Source organism: Sphingopyxis macrogoltabida, from assembly GCF_001314325.1.
Classification (GTDB): Bacteria; Pseudomonadota; Alphaproteobacteria; order Sphingomonadales; family Sphingomonadaceae; genus Sphingopyxis; species Sphingopyxis macrogoltabida.
In genome coordinates this window covers 4,773,094-4,799,198 of the sequence record NZ_CP009429.1, presented here as the reverse complement: position 1 = coordinate 4,799,198, position 26,105 = coordinate 4,773,094, and the positions used below count along the sequence as shown (strand labels likewise).

General features: G+C 66.5%; 14 protein-coding genes. 6 read left to right on the top strand and 8 right to left on the bottom strand.

The window, feature by feature from the left end; genetic code table 11:
- Nucleotides 1–295 precede the first annotated feature (295 nt).
- The 3 genes from LH19_RS23085 to LH19_RS23075 form a co-directional block, all read right to left on the bottom strand.
- Nucleotides 296–2,758, bottom strand: coding sequence for an LpqB family beta-propeller domain-containing protein (locus LH19_RS23085; RefSeq protein ID WP_054732030.1), 2,463 nt, complete (start codon nucleotides 2,756–2,758; stop codon nucleotides 296–298).
- Nucleotides 2,759–2,772: 14 nt separating this feature from the next.
- A complete protein-coding gene (locus tag LH19_RS23080; RefSeq protein ID WP_201258394.1) occupies nucleotides 2,773–4,734 on the bottom strand; it encodes a CocE/NonD family hydrolase in 1,962 nt (653 codons plus the stop codon).
- A 104-nt stretch (nucleotides 4,735–4,838) separates the two neighbouring features.
- Nucleotides 4,839–6,527 (bottom strand): N-acyl-D-amino-acid deacylase family protein, encoded by a 1,689-nt coding sequence (locus LH19_RS23075; RefSeq protein WP_234716011.1) that lies wholly within the window; start codon nucleotides 6,525–6,527, stop codon nucleotides 4,839–4,841.
- 117 nt (nucleotides 6,528–6,644) lie between these two features.
- On the opposite strand from LH19_RS23075, the gene LH19_RS23070 reads away from it, so the two are divergent.
- A complete protein-coding gene (locus LH19_RS23070) occupies nucleotides 6,645–7,286 on the top strand; it encodes an FABP family protein (protein ID WP_054732029.1) in 642 nt (213 codons plus the stop codon).
- 129 nt (nucleotides 7,287–7,415) lie between these two features.
- Complete coding sequence (locus LH19_RS23065; protein ID WP_062913012.1) at nucleotides 7,416–8,033, top strand: response regulator; 618 nt, start codon at nucleotides 7,416–7,418, stop codon at nucleotides 8,031–8,033.
- On the opposite strand, the gene LH19_RS23060 is transcribed toward LH19_RS23065, so the two are convergent.
- Nucleotides 8,019–10,268: a sensor histidine kinase gene (locus LH19_RS23060; RefSeq protein WP_145923577.1), complete on the bottom strand. Its 2,250-nt coding sequence runs from the start codon at nucleotides 10,266–10,268 to the stop codon at nucleotides 8,019–8,021. The two genes, LH19_RS23065 and LH19_RS23060, sit on opposite strands and share 15 nt — an antisense overlap.
- 301 nt (nucleotides 10,269–10,569) lie before the next feature.
- Here LH19_RS23060 and LH19_RS23055 point away from each other — a divergent pair, with 301 nt between their 5' ends.
- Nucleotides 10,570–16,227 (top strand): autotransporter domain-containing protein, encoded by a 5,658-nt coding sequence (locus LH19_RS23055; protein WP_054732026.1) that lies wholly within the window; start codon nucleotides 10,570–10,572, stop codon nucleotides 16,225–16,227.
- Nucleotides 16,228–16,436: 209 nt separating this feature from the next.
- Here LH19_RS23055 and LH19_RS23050 read toward each other — a convergent pair whose 3' ends face one another.
- Nucleotides 16,437–17,603: an iron-containing alcohol dehydrogenase gene (locus LH19_RS23050; protein WP_082396072.1), complete on the bottom strand. Its 1,167-nt coding sequence runs from the start codon at nucleotides 17,601–17,603 to the stop codon at nucleotides 16,437–16,439.
- A gap of 186 nt (nucleotides 17,604–17,789) precedes the next feature.
- Between LH19_RS23050 and LH19_RS23045 the strand changes: the two genes are divergently transcribed.
- A complete protein-coding gene (locus LH19_RS23045) occupies nucleotides 17,790–18,410 on the top strand; it encodes a PilZ domain-containing protein (RefSeq protein WP_054734178.1) in 621 nt (206 codons plus the stop codon).
- Nucleotides 18,411–18,419: 9 nt separating this feature from the next.
- On the opposite strand, the gene LH19_RS23040 is transcribed toward LH19_RS23045, so the two are convergent.
- The 3 genes from LH19_RS23040 to LH19_RS23030 form a co-directional block, all read right to left on the bottom strand.
- Nucleotides 18,420–19,601, bottom strand: a complete 1,182-nt coding sequence (locus LH19_RS23040; RefSeq protein WP_054732025.1) for an alginate lyase family protein — start codon at nucleotides 19,599–19,601, stop codon at nucleotides 18,420–18,422.
- Between the two features lie 10 nt (nucleotides 19,602–19,611).
- A complete protein-coding gene (locus LH19_RS23035; RefSeq protein ID WP_054732024.1) occupies nucleotides 19,612–22,476 on the bottom strand; it encodes a TonB-dependent receptor in 2,865 nt (954 codons plus the stop codon).
- A 205-nt stretch (nucleotides 22,477–22,681) separates the two neighbouring features.
- A complete protein-coding gene (locus tag LH19_RS23030) occupies nucleotides 22,682–23,836 on the bottom strand; it encodes a glycoside hydrolase family 88/105 protein (RefSeq protein WP_054732023.1) in 1,155 nt (384 codons plus the stop codon).
- Between the two features lie 116 nt (nucleotides 23,837–23,952).
- Here LH19_RS23030 and manD point away from each other — a divergent pair, with 116 nt between their 5' ends.
- Complete coding sequence (gene manD / locus LH19_RS23025) at nucleotides 23,953–25,164, top strand: D-mannonate dehydratase ManD (RefSeq protein WP_054732022.1); 1,212 nt, start codon at nucleotides 23,953–23,955, stop codon at nucleotides 25,162–25,164.
- On the top strand, nucleotides 25,164–26,090 hold the full coding sequence (locus tag LH19_RS23020; protein ID WP_082396366.1) for a DUF4861 family protein: 927 nt from the start codon (nucleotides 25,164–25,166) through the stop codon (nucleotides 26,088–26,090). Before manD ends, LH19_RS23020 begins: the two co-directional genes overlap by 1 nt.
- Nucleotides 26,091–26,105: the final 15 nt, after the last annotated feature.

Sequence of the window (26,105 nt, the reverse complement as noted above, 5' to 3'; positions counted from 1 at the left end):
GCACGCGTCGACAGACGGCGGGTTTTGCTTGGGTAGCGGACAGCGGTTATTCGGCCGACGATGCGGGCGCGGGATCGCTGGCGTCCCTATCGATCGGGCGCCGGCCAGCCTGTGCCGTATCTGTTGTCGGCCTAAGCGTCCCTGCGCTGGCCGTGGCGACGGGATGCGCGCCGGGTGCGCGCAATCATTGGATCAAAACGACAATCGACGGCCGGTCGAGCGGAAAGGACGACGAAAAAAAAGCCGTATCGGGGCGGGACGGATTCGATCCCTTTTTGGCACTCTTATGCCGATATCATTTCGCCCACGCTTCGAGCCGCTGGCGCGCTTCGGCAAAGCGGGCCTTGAGGCGCGCGCCGCTTTCGCCCGGATAGCCGGTCGCGAGTCGCGCTTCGCCGACCGGCATCCAGCGCAGCAGGTCGGCGGCGGCGCCGCGCGCCGCGGCGGGGTCGGTGCTGCCCACCCGGCCGATCCAGACCGGCGCGCTATGCGCGAAGGGCGCGCCGTCCTGCACCGGCCAGACCGCGGCGCCGCCATGGACGCGCGCGGCGATCCAGCCGCCCGCGGGTACCTCGATCGTGCCGCTGTAATTGCGCTTGCCCGCAGCGGGCAGCCCCTTGCCGCTCCACACGACGCGCCCGTTGACGAGGATTTCGACGGTCTCGACCGCGGTCGGCGAAAACAGGTCGAGCGACCAGGGGATCGATGTGCTGCCGCCCGCGACGACTTCGCCCGGACCCGCGCCGGCGGCGGTGAAATCGATCATCGGTCCGGTGGTGACGAAGCTGCGGCCCTTGCGCAGCGCGTCGAGGAAGCTCGTCATGCCGACCGGCCCCTCCGGCTTGGCGTAGACGCGGGTCGAGCCGATCGCCATCATGCGGTGGATATTCTGCATCGTGTCGCTGCCCGCGGTCGGGGCAACCGGCAGGCCGAGGTTGAGGAGGCGATACCAGAGCTCACTGGTGCCGAGCTCGTCGCTCCACAGGCACGCGATCTCGATCGCATCGACGTCGCCGAGCACCGCGTCGGGCACCAGCGCGAGCGGAAAGCCGCCGGGGTTGCCGGTTGCCGGAAAGGGATCGTTGCCGATCACCGGATGGACATAGATATTGAGTCCGCCGTGCGCGCGGGTGAAGTGGAGCACGTCGGCGTTGGTCAGCTCGCTCTGCGCGCGGACCGGGTAGCTCGGGCCGAAGAACCACGGGTCGAACGGTGCGTCGGTGCCGATCACGCCGATATGGCCGAGGAAATGCGCGCGCACCTCCTGCGAGACGCGGATCAGCGGCAGTTCGGTGCGTTGCCAGCCCCACCATTTGGCGTCGACCTGCCGCGTCTGGAGGTTGGCGAGCTGCGGCGTCGCGACGTCGAGTGCCTCGGCGCGCATCATCGTCACCAGATCATCGGGTTCGAGCTGATAGGGGCCGCCGTAATTGAGATGGTTGTGGAGGTCGCCCGAATACCAGCCGCGCGCCGCGGCGTCGAAGCCGGTCGAGGGCAGGTCGAGGTCGATCGTCACCGTGTCGCCGGCGCGCACCTGCCGCGTTGCTTCGGCCACGCCGTCGAAGCCGTGCGTCGCGGTCAGCCGGATCGCGCCCGCGGGCACCTCGACCGTTACCACGCCGGGCGAATGGGTGAAGACGCGGCCTTGCTGGAAGTCGAAATAGGCGAGGCCGGTTGCGGGAACCGCAGGATGGCCGCTGCCGTCGACGATCGCCAGCCGGGCGGGCGTCAGCTTGCCGGCCTGCCGGGTGCGGATGGTGACGCGGGCGGTGCGCTCGCCGAAATCCCAGTCGAGCGGCGACATGTCCTCGCTGGCGCCGCCGTCGGCCGGGGTACGGTAAAGGGTGAATTGCTTGTCGCGGTTCGGCTGGACGAACCACAGCGCGCCGCCGCGCGACCAGCTCGGCGCGAGCGGATAGGTCGCGTCGGGGGCAACGCGGATCGTGTCGCCGCCACCGGCGTCGAGGGTGATCAACTTCAACCGGTCGCCATCGGGTTCGGTGACGGCGACGGAGCGCCCGTCGGGCGATGCGGCGACGCGGAGCTGCGGTGCCATGCCCGTCGACAGCAGCGTCCGGCGCTCGCCGTCGGCGAGCGAGAGGGTCGCAACCGCGTCGCTGAAATATTTGGCACGGTTGACATAGGCGAGGCCGGTGCCGCCGCCGATCGGCTGCGGGTTCAGTTCCTGACCGGTGTCGGTGGTCAGGCGGGTTTTCGTTCCGGTGGCAAGCTCGACCCGCCACAGGTCGAAATCGCCCGCTTCGGCAGAGCTGTAGAACAGCGACTGGCCGTCGGGCGCAAAGGCGGGGTCGAGGTCGAGCGCCGGGCTCGCGACCAGCGCACGTTCCTTGCCCGTCGCGACGTCGACCAGCATGATGTCGGTGTCGCGCCCGCTGTCGCGGACGAAGGCGATCTGGCGGCCGTCGGGCGACCAGGCCGGGCGCGAATCGATGCGGGGCCCGCGCGTCAGGCGCCGCGCCTGCCGCGTCGCGACATCCATCGTCCACAGCCACCCGCGCGCGGCAAAGGCGACCGAGCGGCCGTCGGGCGACGGCGCCGGATCGGTCGGGCTCGCCGCGAAGGTCGGCAGATTATAGGCCTCCAGATAAAGCTGGTGGCCGACATTCTTCGCGGCATTTTCGACGTGCGGATATTGGCTGGTCCATTCGCCCTGGGCCGGCGCCGCCGCAAAAAGGCAAAGCGGCGCGGCGAACAGGAAGCGGGCAGCAGCGAGCCGCCGGTGACGTCGATCGGCCAACTGTCCCTCCGCTTTTATTGTGCCGCCGCCGCCGACTGGTCGACCGGCACCACCGGAAGCCAGACGCGACTGCCGTTCGCGCCGCGTTCGAGCGTGATCGTCGCCGCCTTATAGTCCGCCTTCTTCGCGTTGAAGATATTGGGGACATAGGTCTGCGGATTGCGGTCGTAGAGCGGGAACAGGCTCGACTGGACCTGGATCATGATGCGGTGCCCCGGCTGGAACACATGGTTCACGGTCGGCAGGCGGAACTTGTAGCGCTGCGCCTTGCCAGCCGGAATTGGCGAGGGGTCGGAGAAACTGTCCCGGTACCGGCCGCGGAAAATGTCGAGCGCGATCGCGAGCTGATAGCCGCCCATATTGGGATTATTCGCATTTTCCTGCGGGAAGACGTCGATCACCTTGACGACGAAATCGCCGTCGGTGCCGGTCGTGCGCGCGATGATGTCGGCGATCGGTGCGCCCGACACACGCACCGGTGCGGTCAGCACCTCGCTGCGATAGGTCATGACGTCGGGCCGCCCGTCGACGTGGCGCTGGTCGCTGACCAGCCAGGTCGGCCATTCGGGGGTGTAGACCGAACGCTGCATGCTGAACGGGCGTTGCAGGAAGGGCACCGGCTTGGCGGGATCGGAGACATAGTTGTCGCCGCCCGTGCCACCCGCCTTGAAGCTGAGCCCGCCGTCGGCGGCGAGATAGAGCGGGGTCAGCGGTGAGGGGCAGCCTTTTTCGCAAGCGAGCGGCCAGGTCGTCAGTCTCTCCCAGCGGTCCTCGCCGGTGTTGTAGACCGTCGCGACAGGCATGTTCGACGGCGGGCCGTCCTTCAGATGCTCGTTGAAGAAGGGCAGCACCATGCGCTTCCAATAATGTTCGACGGTGTCGCCGTCCCAGTTGAGCGGCCCGACGCTGCGGCCGCCGGCGGCGCGGTTGACCTGGCTGTGGAACCACGGGCCGAGGATCAGATGGTTGTTGCCGGTCTTGCCCGCGGCGCGCAGCGCCTCGAACGAGTGGATCGCGCCATAGCCGTCCTCCTGATCCCAGATCGGCTGGACCCACAGCGTCGGCACGTTGGACGGATTGGCGGCGAGCAGCTTGTCGACCGCCTGCCCCGACCATGTCTCGTTATATTCGGGATTGGCGACCACCCGCTTGAACGCCGGAAGCTGGTCGAAGCCGCGGGCGCGCGCCCAGTCGCCGGCCGACCCCGCTTCGCGGAACACGTCATAATCGTCGCCGCCGCCGTGCGAGGGGGCGCTCGCGAAGCCCTTTTCGCCCGACTGCATCGCGATGAAGCCGAGCATCAGCTGGCGGAAGGCGCCGTAATGGAACCAGTCGTCACCCATCCAGCCATCGATGATCGGGCTTTCGGGCGCCGCCGCCCGCAGTGCCGGGTGCGGATTGAGCAACGCCATCGCGGTCGTATAGCCTTCGTAGGATGAGCCGATCATCCCGACGCGGCCGTTGCTTTCGGGCAGGTTCGCCTTGTTCACCAGCCAGTCGATCGTGTCATAGGCGTCGGTCGAATGGTCGACCCCGGTCTTGTTGAGCGGCCCCGCGACCGGCATGATCATCGTATAATCGCCCTCGGACCCGAACTTGCCGCGGGTGTCCTGCCAGACGATGATATAGCCGTTTCTGACGAACTGCTCATTCTCGAACGGCAGCGCGTTGACCATGCGCGCGCTCGTCGACCGCGTCGAACGCGCCGTCGCATTATAGGGCGTACGGTCCATCAGGATCGGCGCGTTCTTCGCGCCCTTGGGCACGATGATGATCGTCTGCAGCTTCACGCCGTCGCGCATCGGCACCATGACGACGCGCCGTTCATAGTCGGTGCCTTCGCTTTCGGGCGAATAGCTTTTGGGGATGTCGCCGCCCGGCTGCACGACGGGTGTTACCGTGCGCTGGGCATGCGCGCCGACCAGCGGCGAAAGGGTCAGCACCAGCGTCAGCGCGGCGAGCGACTTCTTGATCATTTCCATCCCCATGTCTGTTCTGAGCGACCAGAATGGTCGGTACGGGGAAAGTTGCAACGCGGATATGTCTGGGGCAAAGGCCCAGAAATATTACGCCTTTTCGCTCAGCGGCATTTGCCCCAGCCGGCGCCGCGCACCGCGCGTCCCGGCGTCGCGCCGGTCGGCTCGCCGTCCTTCAGCACCGCCGCGCCGTTGACGAAGACATCGCGGACGCCGAGCGAATATTGGTGCGGCGCCTCGAAGGTCGAGCGGTCGGTGACCGCCGCCGGGTCGAAGATTACGACGTCGGCGAAATAGCCGGGCTTCAGCGCGCCGCGTTCCTTGATCCCGAGGTTGGTCGCGGGCAGGGTGGTCAGCCGGTGCACCGCCTGTTCGAGCGGGATCAGCTTCTCGTCGCGGACATAGCGGCCGAGCAGGCGCGCGACATTGCCATAGGTGCGCGGATGGGCGCCCGATTTCAGGAAGACGCCCTCGGTCGCCTGCGATGCCGCATCGGACCCGAAGCTCATCCACGGCAGCTTGATCTGCGCGCGCACATTGTCCTCCGACATCAGGAAATAGACGGTGCCGACGCGCGAGCCATCCTCGACGACGAGGTCCATCGCCGTCTCCTCGGGCGACTTGCCGCGCATCTGCGCAACCTCGGCGAGCGTCTTGCCGGTTAGCGGCTTGAGCGCGTCGTTCTTGAAACCCGACAGGATCATCTTGTCGGCACCGGCGCCGAAGTAGAGATTTTCCCAGTCGTTGCCCGGTTTCTGCATCTCGGCGGCGACGCGCGCGCGGATCGCGGGATCTTTCAGCCGCTCGATCCATTTTTCGAGCCCGCCGGCCTGTACCCAGGTCGGCATCGCCGCGTCGAGCCCGGTGGCGCCGGCGGTATAGGTGTACATGTCGGCGGTGATCCGCTGTCCCGCAGCGCGCGCTGCCTCGACCTTGGCGACGACGGGGGCGAGCTTGCCCCAGTTTTCGCGGCCCGCCATTTTGAGGTGATAGATTTCGGCCGGGGCGCCCGACCGCTTCGATATCTCGATCAGCTCGTCGACCGCTTCCTCGAGCCGGTCGCCTTCGGACCGCATGTGGCTGATGTACATGCCGCCGCATTTCGCCGCCTCGCCGGTCAGTGCGACGAGCTCGTCGGTTTCGGCATAGGAGCCGGGCGCATAGATGAGCGAACTGCCGACGCCGAGCGCGCCTTCGTCCATCGCCTGCCGGACGAGCGCGCGCATGCGGTCGAGCTGTTCGGGCGTCGGGTCGACATCGTCTTCGCCGAGTTCATGGACACGCACCGTCGCTGCGCCGACGAAGCTCGCGACATTCGGCGCGATGCCGCGTTTTTCGAGCCAGGAAAGATAATCGCCGAGGCTGGTCCATTCGATCGGATATCTGATATCGCCCTGACGCTCGGTTTCGAGGGTCTTCATCTTTGCATTGAGCGGCCCCATCGACCAGCCTTCGCCCATCACTTCCAGCGTGACGCCCTGCCTTATGTCGCTCTGGCTTTTCGGATCGGCGATCAGCGATTCGGTCGCCCAGCTCAGCATGTTGATGAAGCCGGGCGCGACCGCCATGCCGGCGGCGGATATTTCGGTGCGGCCCTTGCCCGCGACCTTGCCGACGGCGACGACGCGGTCGCCGTCGATCGCGACGTCGCCGACGACGCCCGGCGCCCCCGACCCGTCATAGATGGTGCCGCCGCGGATCACGACGTCATGACTGCCTTCGGCCGCGAGCGCCATGCCCGACGTCGAAAGCCAAAGCGCGGCGCCAAGCGCCAACCGTCGTTTCATGTCCATCGTGCATCTCCCCGATTGCCGCTTGACCTTGCCGCATTCTCATCCGAATTCCCGAAAAATCACAAGCGCTTCTTGCGCCGCGGCGCGGCGGGCGGCATTGTAAGGACGGGGGGCACCATGGACATTCCGGACGATATCTTCACCGAGCCCGACGACGTCGCGCCCGATACGCTCGAGAATCTCGGGCCGCTGCGCCGGCTCGCCGGCATCTGGGAAGGCCATCGCGGCGTCGATATCAATCCCAAGGCCGACGGCCCCGAGCAGCGCGACTATTACGAGCGGATCGAGATGCAGCCGATCGATCCGCAGGCGAACGGGCCGCAGCTTTTCTACGGCCTGCGCTACCATGTCCATATCAATACCCCCGACGAGGATATCGCCTTCCACGACCAGGTCGGATACTGGCTGTGGGAACCGGCGACCGGGCTGGTGCTGCAGACGCTTTCCATCCCGCGCGGGCAGGTGGCGATCGCCGCCGGACATGCCACCGCCGACGCGAAGCAACTGGTGCTGAAGGCCGAGCGGGGGAGCAGCGAATATGGCATCTGTTCGACGACCTTCCTCGAACAGGCCTTTCGCACCGACAGCTATACGATCACGGTCGATTTCCACGACGACGGGACGTGGAGTTATGTTTCGGACACGGTGCTGATGGTGCACGGGCGGGCCGAACCTTTCCTTCACCGCGATCGCAACCATCTGGCCAAGATCGCCGAGGCGGAGCCGAACCCGCTGGCGCAGATCGTCCGGCGGGGCTGAGAATATCTGGCTATGCGCCGGATTCCCTGCCTTTTTCATCCGCCAACCCCAGATTTATTCGGGTTGTAAAAGCGTGCCGTCGCTGATCCATTGCCGCCGGGTCGCAAACGGGGGCCAGCGAACGCCGACATGAGCCTGACGCACAATATCCTGATCGTCGACGATCATCCGATCACGCAGAACGGCCTTCGGCTGCTGTTCGCTTCGTACCAGCGTTTCACCGTCGTCGGGGCGCTCGATCGCGGTGCGACGGTGGGGGCCTTCGTCCAGTCGCAGCCGGTCGACCTCGTCATCCTCGATCTCAACATGCCCGACGTGCGCGGGATCAATATCCTCGCCGAGATCGTCGGGTCGCGCGACATGACGGTGATCATCCTGACCGGCGAGACGAACCTCGGCGAGATCGACTATGCGCTGAAGCTCGGCGCGCGCGCGGTGGTCAGCAAGGCCGACCCGTCGGACCAGATCATCGCGGCGTGCGATGCGGCGTTGGCGGGCGATATTCACATCTCGCCCCATATCGCCGAGGCGCTCGGCAAATATCAGCAGCCGCCGGTCGCGCTGTCGTCGCGCCAGATGGCGATCCTGCACTATCTGGCGCAGGGGGAGAGCAACAAGGAAATCTCCTATCGCCTGTCGATCGCGCAGCCGACGGTATCGTTCCACATCGCCGAGTTGCGGCGCAAGCTCGATGTCACCCACAACCGCAAGATCGTCGAACGGGCGCAGGAATTAAACCTGCTCTGATCCCCGGCGCAGTAACGGATGGGCGATCAGCTCGCTGCACGGCGGCTTGATCATCATCATCCCGACCATCTCGCTCAGCCGTCCGCGCGTGACGGTGGTGTCGTCATAGGTCAGCGCAACGATTTGGTTGGCGGGCAGCGTCGCGGCGGCGAGCGCCGCCTCGAAGGCGTCGCGCTGGTCGAAATCGACGATCAGCCAACCGGGTAGCGCTGCCTGCAGCGTTTCGGGCGGGCACGGGTTGGTCGCGGCGAATGCGCAGGGAAGGGTAACGCGGACCGTGGTGCCCGCCGAGGTTGACGACAGGATTTCCAGCCGGCCCGCGAGGCTTTCGACCAGCCGCCGCGCCGAATGGAATCCCGATCCCGTGCCTTCCTTCGCCTCGTCGGCGCGCAGCCGGGTCGTTTCGCTCGCGTTCAGTGCCTTGCGGACGGCATCGGACATGCCGCGGCCGGTATCGGTGATCGTGATCGTTGCCGTCTCGCCATCGCGCGCCAGCGAAATCCGGGCACCGCCCGCGTCGCTATATTGATAGCTGTTGCTGAGCAGGTTCGCGAGCGCGCGCATCAGCAGCGGCTTGTCCGAAACGATGACGATATCGTCGTCGCCATCGGCTTCCAGCGACAGCTTCTTGCGCGCGAACGGGGTCCGGAACATCATCATCAGCGGCTCGACGAGCGCCTGCCCCCTGAAGCTGCTCAGCGCGACGAAACCCGCGTCGCTGCCGACGATGTTCGCACCCGACATCGTCGTCGAAACAATCTCGTTCAAATAGGTGGCGGAGCTTTGCAGCATGTCGATCAGCTCGCCATTGCCCGCCGGGGTTTCGCTCCGCCGCAGCACGTCGACGGCGCTGTTGAGCGCGAGGATGACCTGCTTGCTGTCGTGGCCCGATGCGTGGAGCAACGCATTCTGGCTGTTGACGGTGGCGAGCGCGAACGCCTTTTCCTCGGCTAGCCGCGTCGCGCGCTCGCTGATCTCCAGCCGCTCCGACAGCGACCGGGCATAGTTGAAGTCGGCGGCGAGCTTGTCGCGCTGAATCTTCTTGAGGTTGAGGCCGAGCGCGAGAGTCACCATCACCGCCTCGAACAGCCCGACCGGCCCCGAAAGATGCCAGTTGATCGGCAGCCAGGTGAAAAAGCCCATCGAGGCGATCGCCGCATAGACGATGAACAGCGCCAGGCTGGCCCAGCCGACGAACAGCGGCCAGAGCTGGTTGCCGAGCTGTTTCATCGCGGCGAAACCGACGAAGGGCAGGAACAGCGCGACGGCGATCGCGACCAGCCAGGCGGCGGCGTGCAGCGCAAAGCGCAGCCCGGGCGGATAGAGCGACAGACCCGGCTGGAGCAGCATTACCGCGAGCGAGGCGAGAATGAGCGCCCTCAGCGCCACGTCGCGTTTCGGGAAATTGACTGGCGTATTGACGAAGATGCGGCAGAACTGCGCCATCGCTCCTGCAAAGCCGCATTTGAAGAAATCCTCCACCGCAACGCCGGTCAGCGGTTTGTCGTAGAGGAAGAAGATGGTGATATAGCCTTCCGAATGGACGGTGTTCAGCGCGAAGAAGGCCTCGGCGACGGCAAGCCACAGAAATTCGCGATGCCCGGTGATCGAGAAGAAGAGGAAGTTCAAAAGGAGCAGGATGAAGGCGCCGATGACGACGCCCGACACCATTGAGATATTCGCCCGCCGCTCCTTGAAGAAGGTGCCATAGGTGTTGATGCGGAGCGGCATATAGGTCGAATTTTCGGACAGGAACTCGATCAGCACCAGCTTCTCCTGCCCCGGGTCGAGCACCAGTTCGGAGCTGAAGGCCTGATAGGTGCCGAGATTGCGCCGCGCATCCTCGGGGTCGGTGCCGTCGACGAGCAGCTCGAACCGGTCGCCGGTGGCTTCGTAGAGCCGAAAAAATTTCAGCGATCCGCGCCCCGTGGTGAGGATCCAGCTACCCTGCGCGGACCCCGCATTGCGGACCTTCAGCAGCAGCGCGGTTTTGACCCCCGGCGGACCGAAATGGATCGACGATCCCTCGATGCGTTCGAGCGGCTTGGCGAGCATGTCGTCCGGGCGCAGCTCCTCGAAATCGGGGACGTTCTTGGTATAGCGGATAAAGGGCGCGACCGATGCGGGGTCGATACCGGCGTGCAGCTCGAACGCCGGTAACTCGGTCGGCGCCGCCTTTGCGGGCGACAGGATCGCCGCGACGACAAATGTCAGAAATGCAACCCAATATCGCATATTGCCCGCCCCGCAGATTTCTTTGCCGAGCCGGGCGCCGGCGTCAATCGTCGATGTCGCGCCCCGCAAGCCGCTGACTGTCCCAAATATGGTAAATCACACGTTACCCTAAAAAACATTGGGTAGACGGTGCGCCGCGTCGGCAATTATTCCTGTCGTTACAAAGCTGAAGATGCTGGGGGGCATCCGAACAGTTTGACGGGACGCCAAATTCGTGTGTGGGGGAAACCAGCCGGATGGCCTTTGGGCTGTCCGGCGATCCCCTGCCTGCGCCTGCAGTTTTATGGGGAGTTTCCAGCCAATGTCCAAGATTTCGAAATCGCGCCTGCTTGCGACCAGCGCGGTCGCCGGCCTGTCGATCCTGCAATTCGCGCCGCTCGCGCAGGCGCAGGACAGCTTCGGCATCCACAACGACCAGCCCGAGCCGCTGGAAATCACGGTGGCCGAGGACGATGAGGTCGTGGGCGAGGATATCGGCATCTATGCCGACAACGGCGCGGTGATCGTCGACAATCTGGGCGACATTCGCGGCAACGGCACCTTTACCGGTAGTGTCGACAGCCGGCCGAGCGGCGGTATCGTGATCGCGCAGCCGGGATCGTCGGTCACCAATAGCGGCACGATTTCGGGCGGCGCGCATGGCATCGCGACCTCGCAATTCTTCAGCGAGGACGAGAATGGCGAAAACCTGCCGCCGCAGGCGCTGGTCGCCGACACGGTGGTCGTCAACAGCGGCACGATCGTCGGCGAAGGCGGCTCGGGCGTCGGGCTGGTCGGCGGCGGCAGCCTCACCAACAGCGGCACGATCCAGGGCCATAACAATGTCAACGGCGGCGCCAACGCGAACGGCATCGGCGTCGCAATCACCGAATTCCCCGGCGCGATCGACCCCGACGCGACCGGCATCGGCTCGATCGTCAACGACGAGGACGGCACGATCGAAGGGCAGACCTTCGGCATCGTCCTCTCGGGCGGCGGCACGATCGAGAATGACGGCCTGATCCGCAGCACCGGCGCGTTCAACCCCGCGACGGGCGTTACCCCGATCGGCATCGTCCTGGGCGCGACCCCGGAACAGGAAGGCCGGGTCGCGACGCTCGATAACGATGGCGTCGTTCTCGGTTTCATCGGCGTCCTCGCCGGCGGACCGGTCGATGCGACGATCGATAACGGCGGGATCATCAACGGGCAGTTCGCCGGCATCATGGGCCAGTCGACGGGCAACCTCGTCGTCAACAATGCCGACGGCGCCGAAATCGCCTCGGGCGGCACCGCGATCATCGCGAACACCAGCACGCTGACGGTCAACAATGCGGGGACGATTCGCGGCGCGAATCAGAATGCGATCAACATCCTGACCGCCGATGCGGTGATCGAGAACAGCGGCACGATCGAGGGCGCGCAATCGGGTATCGTCACCAACCTCGCGCAGGTCAGCCCGGGCGTGACCGAGCCCATCGCCGCGAACACGACCATCGTCAACAGCGGGACGATCGTCGGCAATGGCGGCGCGGGCGTTTCGCTCGCGGGCGGCGGCTCGGTGACCAACAACGGCCTGATCCAGGGATTCACGAGCGCCAACGGCAGTGCGCCGGGAATCGGCGTCGCGATCAGCGAGTTTGCGGGCGCGGTCGACCCCGACGCGACGGGGGTCGGATCGATCGTCAACGACGAAGACGGCGTGATCGAAGGCCAGCGCTTCGGCATCGTCCTGCAGGGCGGCGGCACGATCGACAATAATGGCGGCCATATCCGCAGCACCGGCCAGTTCGATCCCAATAATCCGGGCGCTGTGCCGTTCGGGATCGTCATGGGCGCGAGCGAGGAACAGCAGGGGCGGAGCGCGACGCTCAACAACGACCATGGCGTCATCCAGGGCTTTTTCGGCGTGCTCGCCGGCGGCTCGCTCGAAACGACGACGATCAACAACGCGGGTATCATCGTCGGTCAGGCCGGAGCGATTCTCGGCCAGTCGACGGGCGACCTGATCGTCACCAACGCCGAGGGCGCGGAAATCATCGCCGGTGGCAACGGCATTGCGGCGAACACCAGCACGCTGACGGTCGAAAATGCCGGCACGATCCGCGGCCAGAGCCAGAATGGCATCAACATCCTGACCGCCGACGCGGTAATCAACAACAGCGGCACGATCGAGGGCGGGCAGTTCGGCATCACCACCAACCCGTTCCAGGTCGCGCCGGGCGTCTTCGAGGGCCGCGCGGTCAATACCAGCGTCACCAACAGCGGCACGATCATCGGCAACAACGACGACGGCGTCCGGCTGATCGGCGGCGGCAGCGTCACCAACAGCGGTACGATCGAAGGCCGCGGTACGCCCTTCGCCGACGGCATTTCGATGTATCCGCACACCGATCAGGCGAACGAGGATTACAGCGCCAGCGTCACCAACGAGGAAGGCGGTTCGATCGCCGGCCAGCGCTTCGGCATCATCCTTTCGGCGGGCGGCGACGTCGCCAATGCCGGCGAAATCACCGGCTTCAACGGCGGCGTCTATATCCAGGGCACGGCGACCAACACCGACGCCGGCGAGGACCGCAGCGGCCTGACCGCGAGCGTCGTCAATTCGGGAACGATCCGCGGCACCGGCAACCTCGGCGGCAGCGGCGGCGACGGCTTCGGCGTCGGTTTCGGCAGCGACATGTCGAGCGCCAGCCTCGACAACAGCGGCACGATCGTCAGCGATTTCGGCGCGGGCGTGTCGCAGGGCTCGCGCGCCGACGTGGCAATCACCAATGCCGAAGGCGGCACGATCACCGGCGCAACGTCGGGCATCTATTCCTTCGCCACCGGCTCGCTCGTCGTGAACAATGCCGGCACGATCCGCGGCGAAGGCAGCTATGACGGCTTCGACGCCGCGCCCGACGCCGGCATCACGATCACCACCGCGGCGTCGGCGGTGACGAACAGCGGCACCATCTCGGGCGCCGGGGCGGGCATCACCACCGCCTATCAATATGACGAGGAAAGCCAGACGCTCGTCGGCCTCGCGATCGGCACCGAGATCGAGAACAGCGGCACGATCGCCGGCGAATCGAACGACGGTGTGCGGCTGATCGGCGGCGGGACCGTCGCCAACAGCGGCACGATCAGCGGCACGGGCAGCCAGCTCGCCGACGGTATCTCGATCTATGCCTATGAAGGGCAGGACAGCGCGAGCTTCGCCGCGAGCGTCGTGAACGCCGAAGGCGGCGCGATCACCGGCGATCGCTTCGGCGTCATCGTTTCGGGTGGCGGCGATGTCGTCAACGCGGGGTCGATCAGCGGCAATGCCGCCGGCGTGCTCATCCAGAGCGACCTTGCCAACACGCCCGGCCAGGTCGGCAATTTCACCAACAGCGGCACGATTGCCAGCGCGGACGGCGTCGCGATCATCGCGCATGTCCAGGCGAATGTCGTCAATGCGGGAACGCTCGCCGGCGGCAGCGGCGCCGCGATCGCGCTCGACCGTTTCGACGACACAGTGACCCTCCACACCGGCAGCGTCGTCAACGGCGCGATGCTGGCGGGCGAGGGCCATGACAGCCTGATCCTCGACGGCGATGTGCTCGAACTGACCGAAGCGCAGCAGGTCGGCGCCGCCATCGACTTCGAGGAGCTGACCGTTGCGGCGGGTTACTGGTCTACCACGGGCTATGTCGGCGAGTTCAATGCGGTGACGATCGCCGAGGGCGGCGCGCTGCAGGTCAACGAAATCGAATATGACGAGGGGCTGTTCTCGACCCCGATCTTCACCCCGACGATCGCCAATAACGGCCTGCTCGTCGCGAATTTCGATCATGACGACGTCGTGTCGGGTCTCGGCCAGCTCTCGGTCAGCGGCACCGGCGCCGTCAAGCTGATCGGCGAGGGGGTCTTCACGCTCGATACGGCGTCCTTTGCGCACACCGGCGGCACCACCGTCGCGAACGGCGGGCTGATCCTGACCGGCACGCTGCTCGGCGACGTGACGACCGAAGGCGACGGCTTCTTCCAGCTCGGCACCGGCGGGACCGAAGGCGATTTTTCGGGCGATATCGTCAACAACGGCCGCTTCGTCTTCAACCGCTCGGACGATTATGACTTCCTCGGTGCCTTCTCGGGCAACGGGACGCTCGACAAGATGGGCGACAGCATCCTGACCTTCATGGGCGATTACAGCTTCGAGGGTGTGACCAATATCCTCGGCGGCTCGGTCCGCATCGGCGGCACGATCGACCCGACGACCGACTTCAACCTCGGCGCGGGCGGCAGCCTCGACATCAGCGGCAAGGACCAGACGATCGGCGGCCTGGCGGGCGAGCAAGGCTCGAACGTCCAGATGGGCGAAAACAACCTGACCGTCGCGCAGGACGCCAACAGCCAGTTCGGTGGCACCATCTCGGGCAGCGGGTCGTTCACCAAGGAAGGCGACGGCACGCTCAACCTGACCGGCGACAGCGACTATACCGGTCCGACCGCGGTCAATGGCGGCAAGCTGGCGGTCAACGGCTCGATCGTTTCCGACGTTACCGTCAACAACGGCGGCACGCTGGGCGGTAACGGTACCGTCGGTTCGACGACGGTTGCGGCGGGCGGCACGATCGCGCCGGGCAACTCGATCGGCCGACTCACGGTGAACGGCGACCTCGCCTTCGCGGCGGGCTCGGTCTATGAGGTCGAGGTTAATGCGGCGGGGCAGGGCGACCGGCTCGACGCGACGGGTGCTGTGACGATCGCCAGCACCGCGAGCGTCGCGGTGCTCGCCGAAGAGGGCGATTACAACCCGCGCACCGACTATGTGATCCTGACCGGCGCGGGCGGCGTCACCGGGACCTTCGGATCGGTGACCACCGATCTCGCCTTCCTCGACCCGCTGCTCCGTTACGGCGCGAACAGCGTCACCCTGTCGCTCTATCGCAACGACATCGACTTTGCCGATGTCGCGATCGGCTTCAACCAGGCGAGCGTTGCGACCGCGATCCAGTCGCTCGGCATCGACAATCCGCTGTTCGAGGCGGTGCTCGTCCAGAATGCCGCGACCGCACAGGCGAGCTTCGGCGACCTGTCGGGCGAGATCCACGCCAATGCGGTGAGCGGCCTCACCGACGACAGCCGCCACCTCCGCAACGCCTTGTTCGGCATGCGCGCGCCGGTGGAAAGCGGGGCCTTCGTCTGGGGCTCGGCCTTCGGCGGCTGGGGCAAGTTCGACGCGCAGCCCGGCGGGCTCGGCATGAGCACCGACCACAAGGGTCTGGTGGCCGGCATCGGCTATGGCGGCAACGGCTTTGCGGCGGCGCTCTCGGCCGGAATCGGCGGCTCGGACTTCAAGGCGAAGGGGCGGGGCGACAGCGCTGACGTCGAAAGCAAATATCTGGCGGCGCACGCCACCTATGGCGCGCCCGAGGGCGGCTTCCGCGGTACGATCGGTATCGCTTATGCGTGGCATGACCTCGACAACAGCCGGGCGGTGACCGTCGCGCCGCTCGCGCAGACGCTGACGTCGAAATATGATGCCAGCACGCTGCAGATCTTCGGCGAGGTCGGTTACGACATGACGATGGGCAAGGCGGCGATCACGCCGTTCGCCCGCCTCGCGCACGTCAAGACCGACAGCGAAGGCTTCACCGAAGCGGGCGGCAACGCGGCGCTGGTGGTCGCCGATGTCGACCAGAAAACGACCTTCCTCAGCCTCGGCGCGCGGGCGCGCTTCAATGCCGGCGAAGCGGGCTTCCAGCCCTATGTTTCGGCGGCGTGGAACCGGGCGTTCGACGACCGCGGCGCGATCATGATCTCGCGCTTCGCCGCCGGCGGCACGCCGTTCGGGATCATCGGTACGCCGATCCCGAAGAATTCGGCCGAGGTCGAGGCCGGCTTCGACTACAGCGCCGGGGCGTTCAACATCGGCGCCGCCTACACCGGCACGCTGGCGTCGGACCGCAACAGCCACGGGGTGCGCGTTACTGCTCGAATCGCTTTCTGACCAGAAGCGACCCTATCAGGGGCGAATCCTGCAGTGGGGCCGGAACGACAACCCTCGTTCCGGCCCCTTCGCATGTGTCGCGCGCTGCCGGAAAAGGCGGGATCATGATGATGGGGATGCCCCGCCTCCTCGATGAGACGTAGGAGAGAGGGAGACGGGGCGAGCGCGCTTAAGCAGGATATTGGTTGCGGGATGATGAACGGCGCCGGCTATCCCGCCCAGACCTGCGCATAGAGCATCGCCATCTCGTCGGCATCGGGCACGCGCGGATTGTTCGCGGGCGATCCCGACGCCGCCGCCTGCGCGCACATCGTCGGGACCAAAGTGTCCCAGCGCGCCGCGTCGATGCCCCACGCCGCGGGTCCCGGTACTTCGAGCTCGCGGTTCAGCGCCGCCAGTTCGTCGAGCAGCCGCGCGACCGCCGACTGGTCGCCCTCGCTGTCGTCGGCGACACCCATCGCGCGGGCGCATGTCGCATAGCGCTGGAGCGCGGCGGGCGCCGACCAGGCGGTCACCGCGGGCAGCAGCATCGCGTTCGACAGCCCGTGCGGGACGTGGAAATGCGCGCCGATCGGCCGGCTCATGCCGTGGACGAGCGCGACCGAGCTGTTCGAGAAGGCGATACCGGCCTGCGTCGCGCCGAGCATCATCGCTTCGCGCGCCGCAGCATCTGAGGGGTCGGTGCATACGCGGCGCAGGTTCGGCGCGATCGCGCGCATCGCCAGCAAGGCCATGCCGTCGCTGAACGGGTTGGCGCGCTTCGACACATAGGCCTCGATCGCGTGGGTCAGCGAATCGATCCCGGTGTCGGCGGTCAGCCGTCTGGGCTTGGTGAAGGTCAGCTCGTAATCGACGAGCGCCGCGACCGGCAGATAGGCGAGCCCGGGGCAGAGCATCTTCTCGTCGGTCGCCTCGTCGGTGACGATCGTGAAGCGGGTCGCTTCCGATCCCGTGCCCGCGGTGGTCGGGATCGCGATCACCGGCAGGCCGGGGATGTCCTGCACATGCGGCGCCTTGTAATCGGCCATCGCGCCGCCGTGCAGGCCGAGCAGCGCGATCGCCTTCGCGCTGTCGAGCGGGCTGCCGCCGCCGAAGCCGACGACGCAGTCGTGGTCGCCGTCCTTGAGAAACGCCACGCCCGCGTCGATCGACGCGACCGTCGGGTCGGGGACAGTATCGGCGAAGACGCGCGCCGCGATCCCGGCCGCCGCCAGCGCGTCGGCTAGCTCGGCCACGCGGCCGCTGCCCTCCAGCCAGCTATCGGTGACGATCAGCGGCCGCGACAGGCCGAGCGTCGCCAGCACCTCGGGCAACTGACGCGACGCGCCGCCGCCGATGCGCAGGATGCGGGGCAGGGCGATGCTGGCGATACTCAAGCGGCGATCTCCTCGGCCGATCGGGCGCCCCCTGATTGACGTTAGGGAAACCCTAACCATTGCTAAGGGATAATGCGCAGCAATCGAGCGGATGCTGTGGGGACATCCTTCATAACAATGGGCCGCGTGCCGTCAAAGGAATCACTCGCCCGCTGACCTCGGGTGCTGCAAGCGAGGATGAAGGATATGGGAAGTTTTCCCAGCCCCATGGAAGATCCGACACAGGATATCGAAACCGAAACCGATCGCCGCGCCGCCGATCGCTTCTGCACTGTCTGCCGCATCGCCAAGATCGAACGTCAGGATGACGCCGGCCTGTGGCGGGTGCGCAATATTTCCGACCGCGGCATGATGCTGTCGGCCGACGTCCCGGTCGAAAAGGGCGAACGGCTGGAGATCGCGCTCTCCGAAAACATCATCCTGACCGGGCGCGTCGTCTGGGCCGAAAAGGGCCGCTGCGGCGTCGCCTTCGACGAAGAGGTCGACGGCGTCGGCCTGCTGAAGCAGCTTGCCGCCGAACAGCGCGAGGGCGGCTATCGCGCGCCGCGCCTGCCGGTGCGGGTCAAGGCGACGGCCGCGACCGACGACTGGACGCTGCCGATCGAGCTGGTCGACCTGTCGCAGTCGGGCGCCGGCTTTGTCCATGACGGCCGCTTCGAAGCGGGGATGGTGCTCAAACTGACGCTCGAAGGCGGCATCCGCCGTCAGGCGGTCGTCCGCTGGTCGCGCGGCGGCCGCGGCGGGCTGTGGCTCACCGAACCGCTCGAACGCACCGATCTTGAGAGCATCCGCCGCCTCGAAGGCTGAGCGGCGCGATCAAGCGCGCAGCCACAGCAAGGGCTGGCGGACCGGGAAGTTACGCACGACCTCGCCGATTACGGGATCGGGATCGAGCCGCTGCCAGAGCGCGAGCCAGTCGGCGCGGTCCAGCGCCAGCCCGCCGAACAGGAGGCTCGGCTGACGTATGGGAAAGCCGTTCGGATATTCGATGTCAGGCGCCAGCGGCCACGCGCTCTTGTCGGCGATGAACGGCGCCATCCAGCCGATCGCGCCGCCGATCGAGCGGCCGTCGGGCGTCCGCCATGCGATGAGGTCGCCGGTGCCGCCCACGAGCAGCCATGACGTCGCGGCGAGAACATCGAGGTTGAACAGCGAATAGGCATAGGGCTTGGTCCGCGCGAGTTCGAGCGGCTGGCGGCCGTCGGGCGCAATCTGGGTCGGGATGAGCACGGTCTTGAGCCGCGTGCGCGCGGCCGCGAGGGTTTCTTCCCGGCCGAGCAGCGCCGCGAAGGCGGCCGCCTGCAACAGCCAGCAACTGCCATGGTTGTTCGGCTGCTCGCGCTCCTCGATGCCGAAGGGCGATGCGGTGAGCCAGTCGAGATAATCGGCGAACCAGCGCTCGACGCCGCTCCGGATCTCTGCATAGCCCGGTGCCTCCTGGCGCGCGAACAGCTCGGCCGCGCGCGCGACTTCGACGATCTGCAGCGTGTCGATCACCCCGATCGCGCGGCCCTGGTTCACCCCGATGATCGCCTGCGCATGGTCGAGCGCGGGGGTCATCCGCGTCGCCGGATCGACGAACCAGGCGGCGAGATGGCGCATCGCCGCCGCGGCAAAGCGGCGGTCGCCGGTCAGCTCCCACGCCGCGGCGAGCGTCGGGACGTCGCGCCCGAAGGCGATCAGCGCGTCGCGGTGGCCGTCGAACTTGCCGGGGTTCGACTGGCCGTCGCGGCGCACATAGGGCCCGCCCGGGTTCGCCGGGTCGGGCCACCAATAATCGCCCTCCGAATAATAGTCATGCGGTCCCGCCGGGCTGCGCGCAGCAGGAATCGCGGCGATGGTGCGCGGCGCGGCGCCGAGCAGGGCGGCCGCCCGCGGCAACAGCCGGCGGCGCTCGATCGCCCGGATGTCGGGTGGACCCTGATCGCCCCCGGCGCGCGCGAACGCCGCCGGGCCCGCGGCGAGCGCGGCGAGGAGCAGGGTGCGGCGCGCGATCACCGGCGCGGCGTCACAGGCGGACGCGGACGCCGAAGAAATATTGCGGCCCGCTGCGCGACACCTCGGCGATGCTGTCATAGCCGCCCTTGACCATGATGTCGTTGGTGCCGGTGACATTGAGCGCCTGCAGCTTGAGCTGGATATTCTTCGTCAGATCATATTGCGCCGAGAGGTTGAGATAGGTGCCGCCGCGAATCTCGCGGTTGGTGCCGCCGTTGGGCTTGTAATAGCCCGAGCGGTAGCGAAGGTTGGCGCGCAGCGAGAGACCCCATTTCTCGAACCACACCGATCCGCTCGCGGTCCATTTCGATAGCCCGATCAGGTTCGCGGGGTCGATATAGTCGGCGATCGGCGAGGTGTCGGGATATTCGAAATTGGCGAAGGCACGGTTGACCGAGCCCTGGATGCCGAGCCCGTCGAGCGGATCGGGCAGCCAGGTGAAGGCGTGGCTGGCGGTCGCTTCGAGCCCGTAGAGGTGGCGCGTTTCGCCGTCGTTAGCGGGGGCGACGGGGTTGATGGTGATCGTTTCGGTCACCGGCGCGCCATTGTCGCGGATCGTCGTCACGGTGATGTCGGTGGGGATCGATTCCTCGGCGCTGATCACCGTGCCCTTCGCCCATTTATAATAGCCGGCGAGCGAGACCAGCGTATCCTCCGACGCGTAAAGTTCGAGGCTGGCGTCGACATTCCACGCGCGCAGCGGCTTGAGGTTCGGGTTGCCCGTCGTCGCGTCGAAGATGATATTGCCCGTGCCGGTCCCCTCCGACGGGTTGAGGCTGATCCCCGCGCCGAAGCTTTCGATCCCCGAACGCGCGATCGCGCGATAGGCGGCGAGGCGCAGCTTGACCTGCTGCGACAGGTCGAAGGCGATATTCGCGCTCGGCAGGAAATAATTATAGCTGCCCTTGGCGGTATTCGAGACGAGTTCGCCGTCCGGGTCGACGTCGACGCTGTAGGTGTCGCCCGCGCTTTCGATGGTCAGGATATAGGGCTGGCGAAAGCCTTTCGAGGTGATGTCGGTCTTGACCCAGCGCAGCCCGATATTGCCGCTGACCGGCACGCTGCCCATCTCGGTTTCGAAATTGGCCATCGGATAGGCGGCATAGATGCGTTCGCGGACATCGATATCGCTGGGGTCGCGGCCGTCCGCCGGGGTGGGCAGCGCATCGTCGCTGCCGGTGAAGGTGCGGAACAGGCAGTCGTTGTCGAAGGTCGCCCAGCGCGTGACGTTGGTCCCCATGCCCTGCATATAGGAGGTGGTGGTGTAGGGCGCGCGGCATTGCCGGTTGGCCTGCGCGATGAGCTCGGCCGGGCTGACGCCGTCGACCGGCACCAACGTATTGAGGTCGTTGTTGCGCGCATTGTCGTTGGTGCGGTGATGGTCGGAAAAGCGGCCGCCGAACTTCACGCTGGTCAGGAAGCCGTCGAGTTCGCGTTCGATGTCGAGCTTCGCGGCCCAGATCGTGTCTTCGCGATCGGTGACGAAGCGGCGGCGGGCATAGACCGAATTGGGCGCGGTGGTGACGAACAGGTCGGGGTCGGTGATGTCGAAATCGTCGAATTCGACGACCGGCACGACATTGTCGCCCTCATAGCTCAGCGTATAACCGACGCGGCGGTTCGAACGCATGCGCGTCTGTTTCTGCGTCTCGGTGCGGTGGCTATTCGAATAGGAGGCGTCGAGCGCGATATTCCAGCGTTCGGGCGACCAGATCAGGCTGACCCCGCCGCCCAGATATTCCTCGTTGCGCTGGCGCGTTTCGAGCTGGTTTTCGAGGTTCGAATTGCCGCGATAGCTGATCAGCGAATGCGGAGAATAACCGTTGCTGCCGGTGCCGACGACGAGCGGTTCGACGCCGCGCAGCCCCTCGGTGATGCCGAGCACGTTGCGATCCTCGCGGCTATTGCGCTTCGAATATTGGCCGTCGATGGCGATCTCGAAATCGGGGGCGGGGCGCCACTGGATGGCGCCGATGATCGCGTCGCGCACTTCGGACGTCTTCTGGGTGCGGAAGCTGCGCGACGAATTGGCGAAATAGGGATCGACGATCGTCTCGTTGGCGTTGCGCGGCTCTTCGGCGAAGGTGCAATTGAGGCTGTTCGTCGCGCCGTTCGTTGCCGCGGTGTTGCAGAGCTGGAAGGTCGAATTGCCGTTGTAATAATCCTCCGGCGCGGTGGTGTCCTGCCGCTGGTAGCCGATCGAGATGCCGATATCGCCGATGCCGGTCGAGAACTGGTCGACATAGGAAATGTTGCCGCGATAGCCGAGGCCGTCGTGCTGATAGACATCGTCGTCCTGCGGCTGGAAGTCGCCGCGCAGTTCGAACTGGATGCGGCGCTTGCCATAGTCGAGCGGCTTCATCGAGCGGAGTTCGATCACCCCGCCGACGCCGCCTTCGAGAAAGTCGGCGCGCTGCGTCTTGTAGACGAGGACGCCATTGACGAGTTCGGAGGGGAATTGCTGGAAGGCGACCGACCGGTCGGGCCCGGCGGTCGACACCTCGCGCCCGTTGAAGGTCGAAAAGCTGAGTGTCGGTCCGAGACCGCGGACCGACAGCTCGTTGGCGTTGCCCTTGAAGCGGTCGGCCGAGACGCCGACGATCCGTTCGAGCGTATCGCCGATCGAATTGTCGGGGGTCGCGCCGATCTCGTCGCTGACGAGGCCGTCGACGACGACGTCGGCGGCGCGCTTATATTCGATCGACGAGCGCTGCGTCGCGCGCGCGCCGGTGACGATGATCTCGTCGCCGGCCGCCGTATCGGCAGCGTCTGCCGGCGCGGCGGCGCCGTCCTGGCCCCAGACGGGGGCGGCGGCGAGCAGCGTCGCCGATGCGAGCAGCGAGGTGCGGGCGATCAGGACCGATCGTGATGTCATTGTCTCTCTCCCAGTGTCGCCGGTCTACGCGCCGACGCGGCAAAATGCTACCGGTGTCATTCGCATGCATGGAAATTGATACCGGTGTCAATTTCAGATGTAGTACAACTTTGCCCTTGTCGTCAATCGGCCTGTCGGTGGCGGCGTGGGTCGGCGGCCCTTCCGTGACCGGCGGCGACCGGCGGGGAGCGCCGGAAATGGGGGCTCAGCGTTCCGCTCGCGCTTGCGCCAGATCGTAGAGCGCGGTGCCCGCCAGAATGAACGCGCCGGTGCCGTAGAATTGCGTTTCCTCTGCCGAAACGCTGTCGGGACGGTCGCCGACCTGCTGGACCCAGCCGAGCATGCCGTCGGGCTGGATCGCGCGCCCAAGCGCGTGCCAGCCGCGGATCGCCGCGGGCTCATAGACCTGCCGGTCGAGCAGCCCGTTGTCGACGCCCCAGGCAAAGGCATAGGTGAAAAAGGCGGTGCCGCTCGATTCGGGCGGGGTGCCGGGATCGCTGTCGAGCAGCGACGCGGGCCAATAGCCGTCGGCCTTTTGCAGCGTCACCAGCTTTGCCGCCATTTTCCGGAACAGGCCCTCATAATAGGGGCGCTGTGGATCGTTGTCGTCGAGCATTTGCAACACGCGGACAAGCCCGCCCATCACCCAGCCGTTGCCGCGGCTCCAGAACAGCTTGCGCCCCTTGGCGTCCCGCTGGTCGAAGAAACGGCTGTCGCGGAAATAGAGGTCTTCGGCCGGGTCGAAGAGATAGTCGGTCGTCGCCTTCCATTCGGCATGGACGAAGCCGGCGTAGCGCGGGTCCGCCGTCGCGCGGCCGATGCGCAGCATCGTCGGCGGCGCCATGAACAGCGCGTCGCACCAGCACCAGCGTTCGGTGCACAGCGAATAGCCGCCGCCGGGTTCGGTGGGCACGAAGGCGAGATCGTTGGTGCGGCGGTTCGTCAGCACATTGTCGAAATAGGCGCGCGCGGGGGCAAGCGCTTCGGCGCCGCCGCCGTTCCGCGCCGCCCATTCCCACGCCTGCGCGATCAACTGGTCGTCGGCGTGGAAGGCGAGCCGGCCAAGCTGCCAATGTTCGGCGCGGCCCAGTTCGACGACCGGATCGCGGTACCGGGCATCGCGTTCGGCGAGCTCGGTGAGCGCAACCCAGAAGGTCGCCTGTTGCCAGTCGCGCAGATTGCGCACGCTCGGCCGCGCCGCGGGCATCCTGTCCCACGCCGCGCGGTGCGCGAGCTGCCAGTCGGCGACGCGGCGCGTCGCGGCGAGGATCTCGGCGGGTTCGGGCATGACGGGCTCGGCCGGGGCCGCCGCCGCGGGGGCGCTGATCATCACGAGCGGGGCAAGCAGGCTCAGCGACATGGCATATCCTTTGCGGGGCCGGGACGGCCGATGGCGTCGACATATCTCTTTCCCTTTCCGCCGCGCCCTGTCAATAAGGTTGTCAGACAACTTTGAGAATCGACGAGAGGAAGAACATGCCGAAGATCGTGTCAGCGCGCGTCATCGTGACGAGCCCGGGGCGCAATTTCGTGACGTTGAAGATTGCATGCGACGACGGCACCACCGGGGTCGGCGACGCGACGCTGAACGGCCGCGAGCTCGCGGTGGCCAGCTATCTGGCCGACCATGTCGTCCCGTGCCTGATCGGGCGCGACGCGCACCGGATCGAGGATATCTGGCAATATCTCTACAAGGGCGCCTATTGGCGGCGCGGCCCGGTGACGATGGCGGCGATCGCCGCGGTCGACATGGCGCTGTGGGACATCAAGGGCAAGGTCGCGGGGCTGCCCCTCTATCAGCTGCTCGGCGGCGCATCGCGCGACGGTTGCATGGTCTATGGCCATGCCAATGGCACGACGATCGCCGAGACGATCGAGGCGGCGCTCGATTACCGGCGGCAGGGCTATAAGGCGATCCGCCTGCAATGCGGCGTGCCGGGCATGGCTTCGACCTATGGCGTCAGCAAGGACCGCTATTTCTACGAGCCTGCCGACAATGATTTGCCGACCGAGAATATCTGGTCGACCGCGAAATATCTCCGCGTCGTTCCCGAACTCTTCGCCGCGGCGCGCGAGGCGTTGGGGTGGGACGTGCATCTGCTCCACGACGTCCACCACCGGCTGACGCCGATCGAGGCGGCGCGGCTCGGCAAGGACCTCGAGCCATATCGTCCCTTCTGGATCGAGGATGCGACCCCCGCCGAGGATCAGGAGGCGTTCCGGCTGATCCGCCAGCATACCACCACGCCGCTGGCGGTCGGCGAGATCTTTTCGTCGGTGTGGGATTGCAAGACGCTGATCGAGAACCGGCTGATCGACTATATCCGCGCTACCGTGCTCCATGCCGGGGGCATTACGCATATGCGCCAGATCGCCTCGCTCGCCGATCTGTACCAGATCCGCACCGGCTGTCACGGCGCGACCGACCTGTCGCCGGTGACGATGGCGGCGGCGCTGCACCTCGGGCTGGCGATTCCCAATTTCGGTATCCAGGAATATATGCGCCACACGGCGGAGACCGACGCGGTGTTTCCGCACGCGTATCGCTTTGCCGACGGCATGCTTCACCCCGGCGATGCGCCGGGGCTGGGGGTCGATATCGACGAGGAGCTGGCCGACAGCTTTCCCTATGCCCGCGCCTATCTGCCGGTGAACCGGCTCGAGGACGGCACGATGTGGAGCTGGTGATGCGCGCGCCGCTGCTTGCCCTGACGCTGTTCGCGGCCGCCGCGGCGGCGCAGGATCACAAGCCGCTTCGCCCCGCGACGGCGGAGGAACGGGCCGCGCGTGCTGCCGTGACTATCGCCGATTATCGCTACGACGATCTTTTGTGGGAAAACGACCGCATCGCGTACCGCATTTACGGCCGCGCGCTGGAGGCGGCAGAACCGCCGTCGTCGTCCGGGATCGACGCGTGGGGCAAGCGGGTGCGCTGGCCCTATATGGACCGCCAGCTACGGACCGGCGACCAGCATGCCGACCATGGCGAAGGGCTTGATTTCTACAATGTCGGCACCGGGCGCGGGGTCGGCGGGCTCGGCATCTGGTACGACAACAAGCTGTGGACCTCGCGCAACTATGTGCGGCCAGAGATCCTGAGCGCCGGGCCCGAGGTTGCCGACTTCAAGGTCGATTACGACCCGTGGCCGGTCGACACGGTGCGAACGGTGCGCGAGACGCGGCGCTTCACCTTGCCGGCGGGGACCAGTTTCACCCGCATGGTCTCGACGATCGGTTCGGATGATGATGCCGAGCTGGTCGTCGGCATCGGCATTTCGAAACGGCCGACAGGCGGCGGGCAGCCGGGTGAGGTGACCAGGGATGCCGCCGCCTCGCGGCTGAGCTGGTGGGGCCCTGCCGATGGCGACAAGGGGCGGATGGCGGCGGCGGTCATCGTCGATCCCGCGGCCTTCGCGGGCTTTGCCGAGGATGCCGACAATATTTTGATCCTCGTCCGGGTCCGGCCGGGGCGACCGTTCGTCTATTATGCCGGCGCGGCGTGGGATCGCGGCGGCGATTTCGCCACGCACGGGTGGTGGCAGGCCTATGTCGACCGCCAGCGCCCCGACTTCCGCCCGCCCCCCGACTTCCGGCCGCCCGGTGCAGGGCCCTAGCCAGCGCCGGGGGGC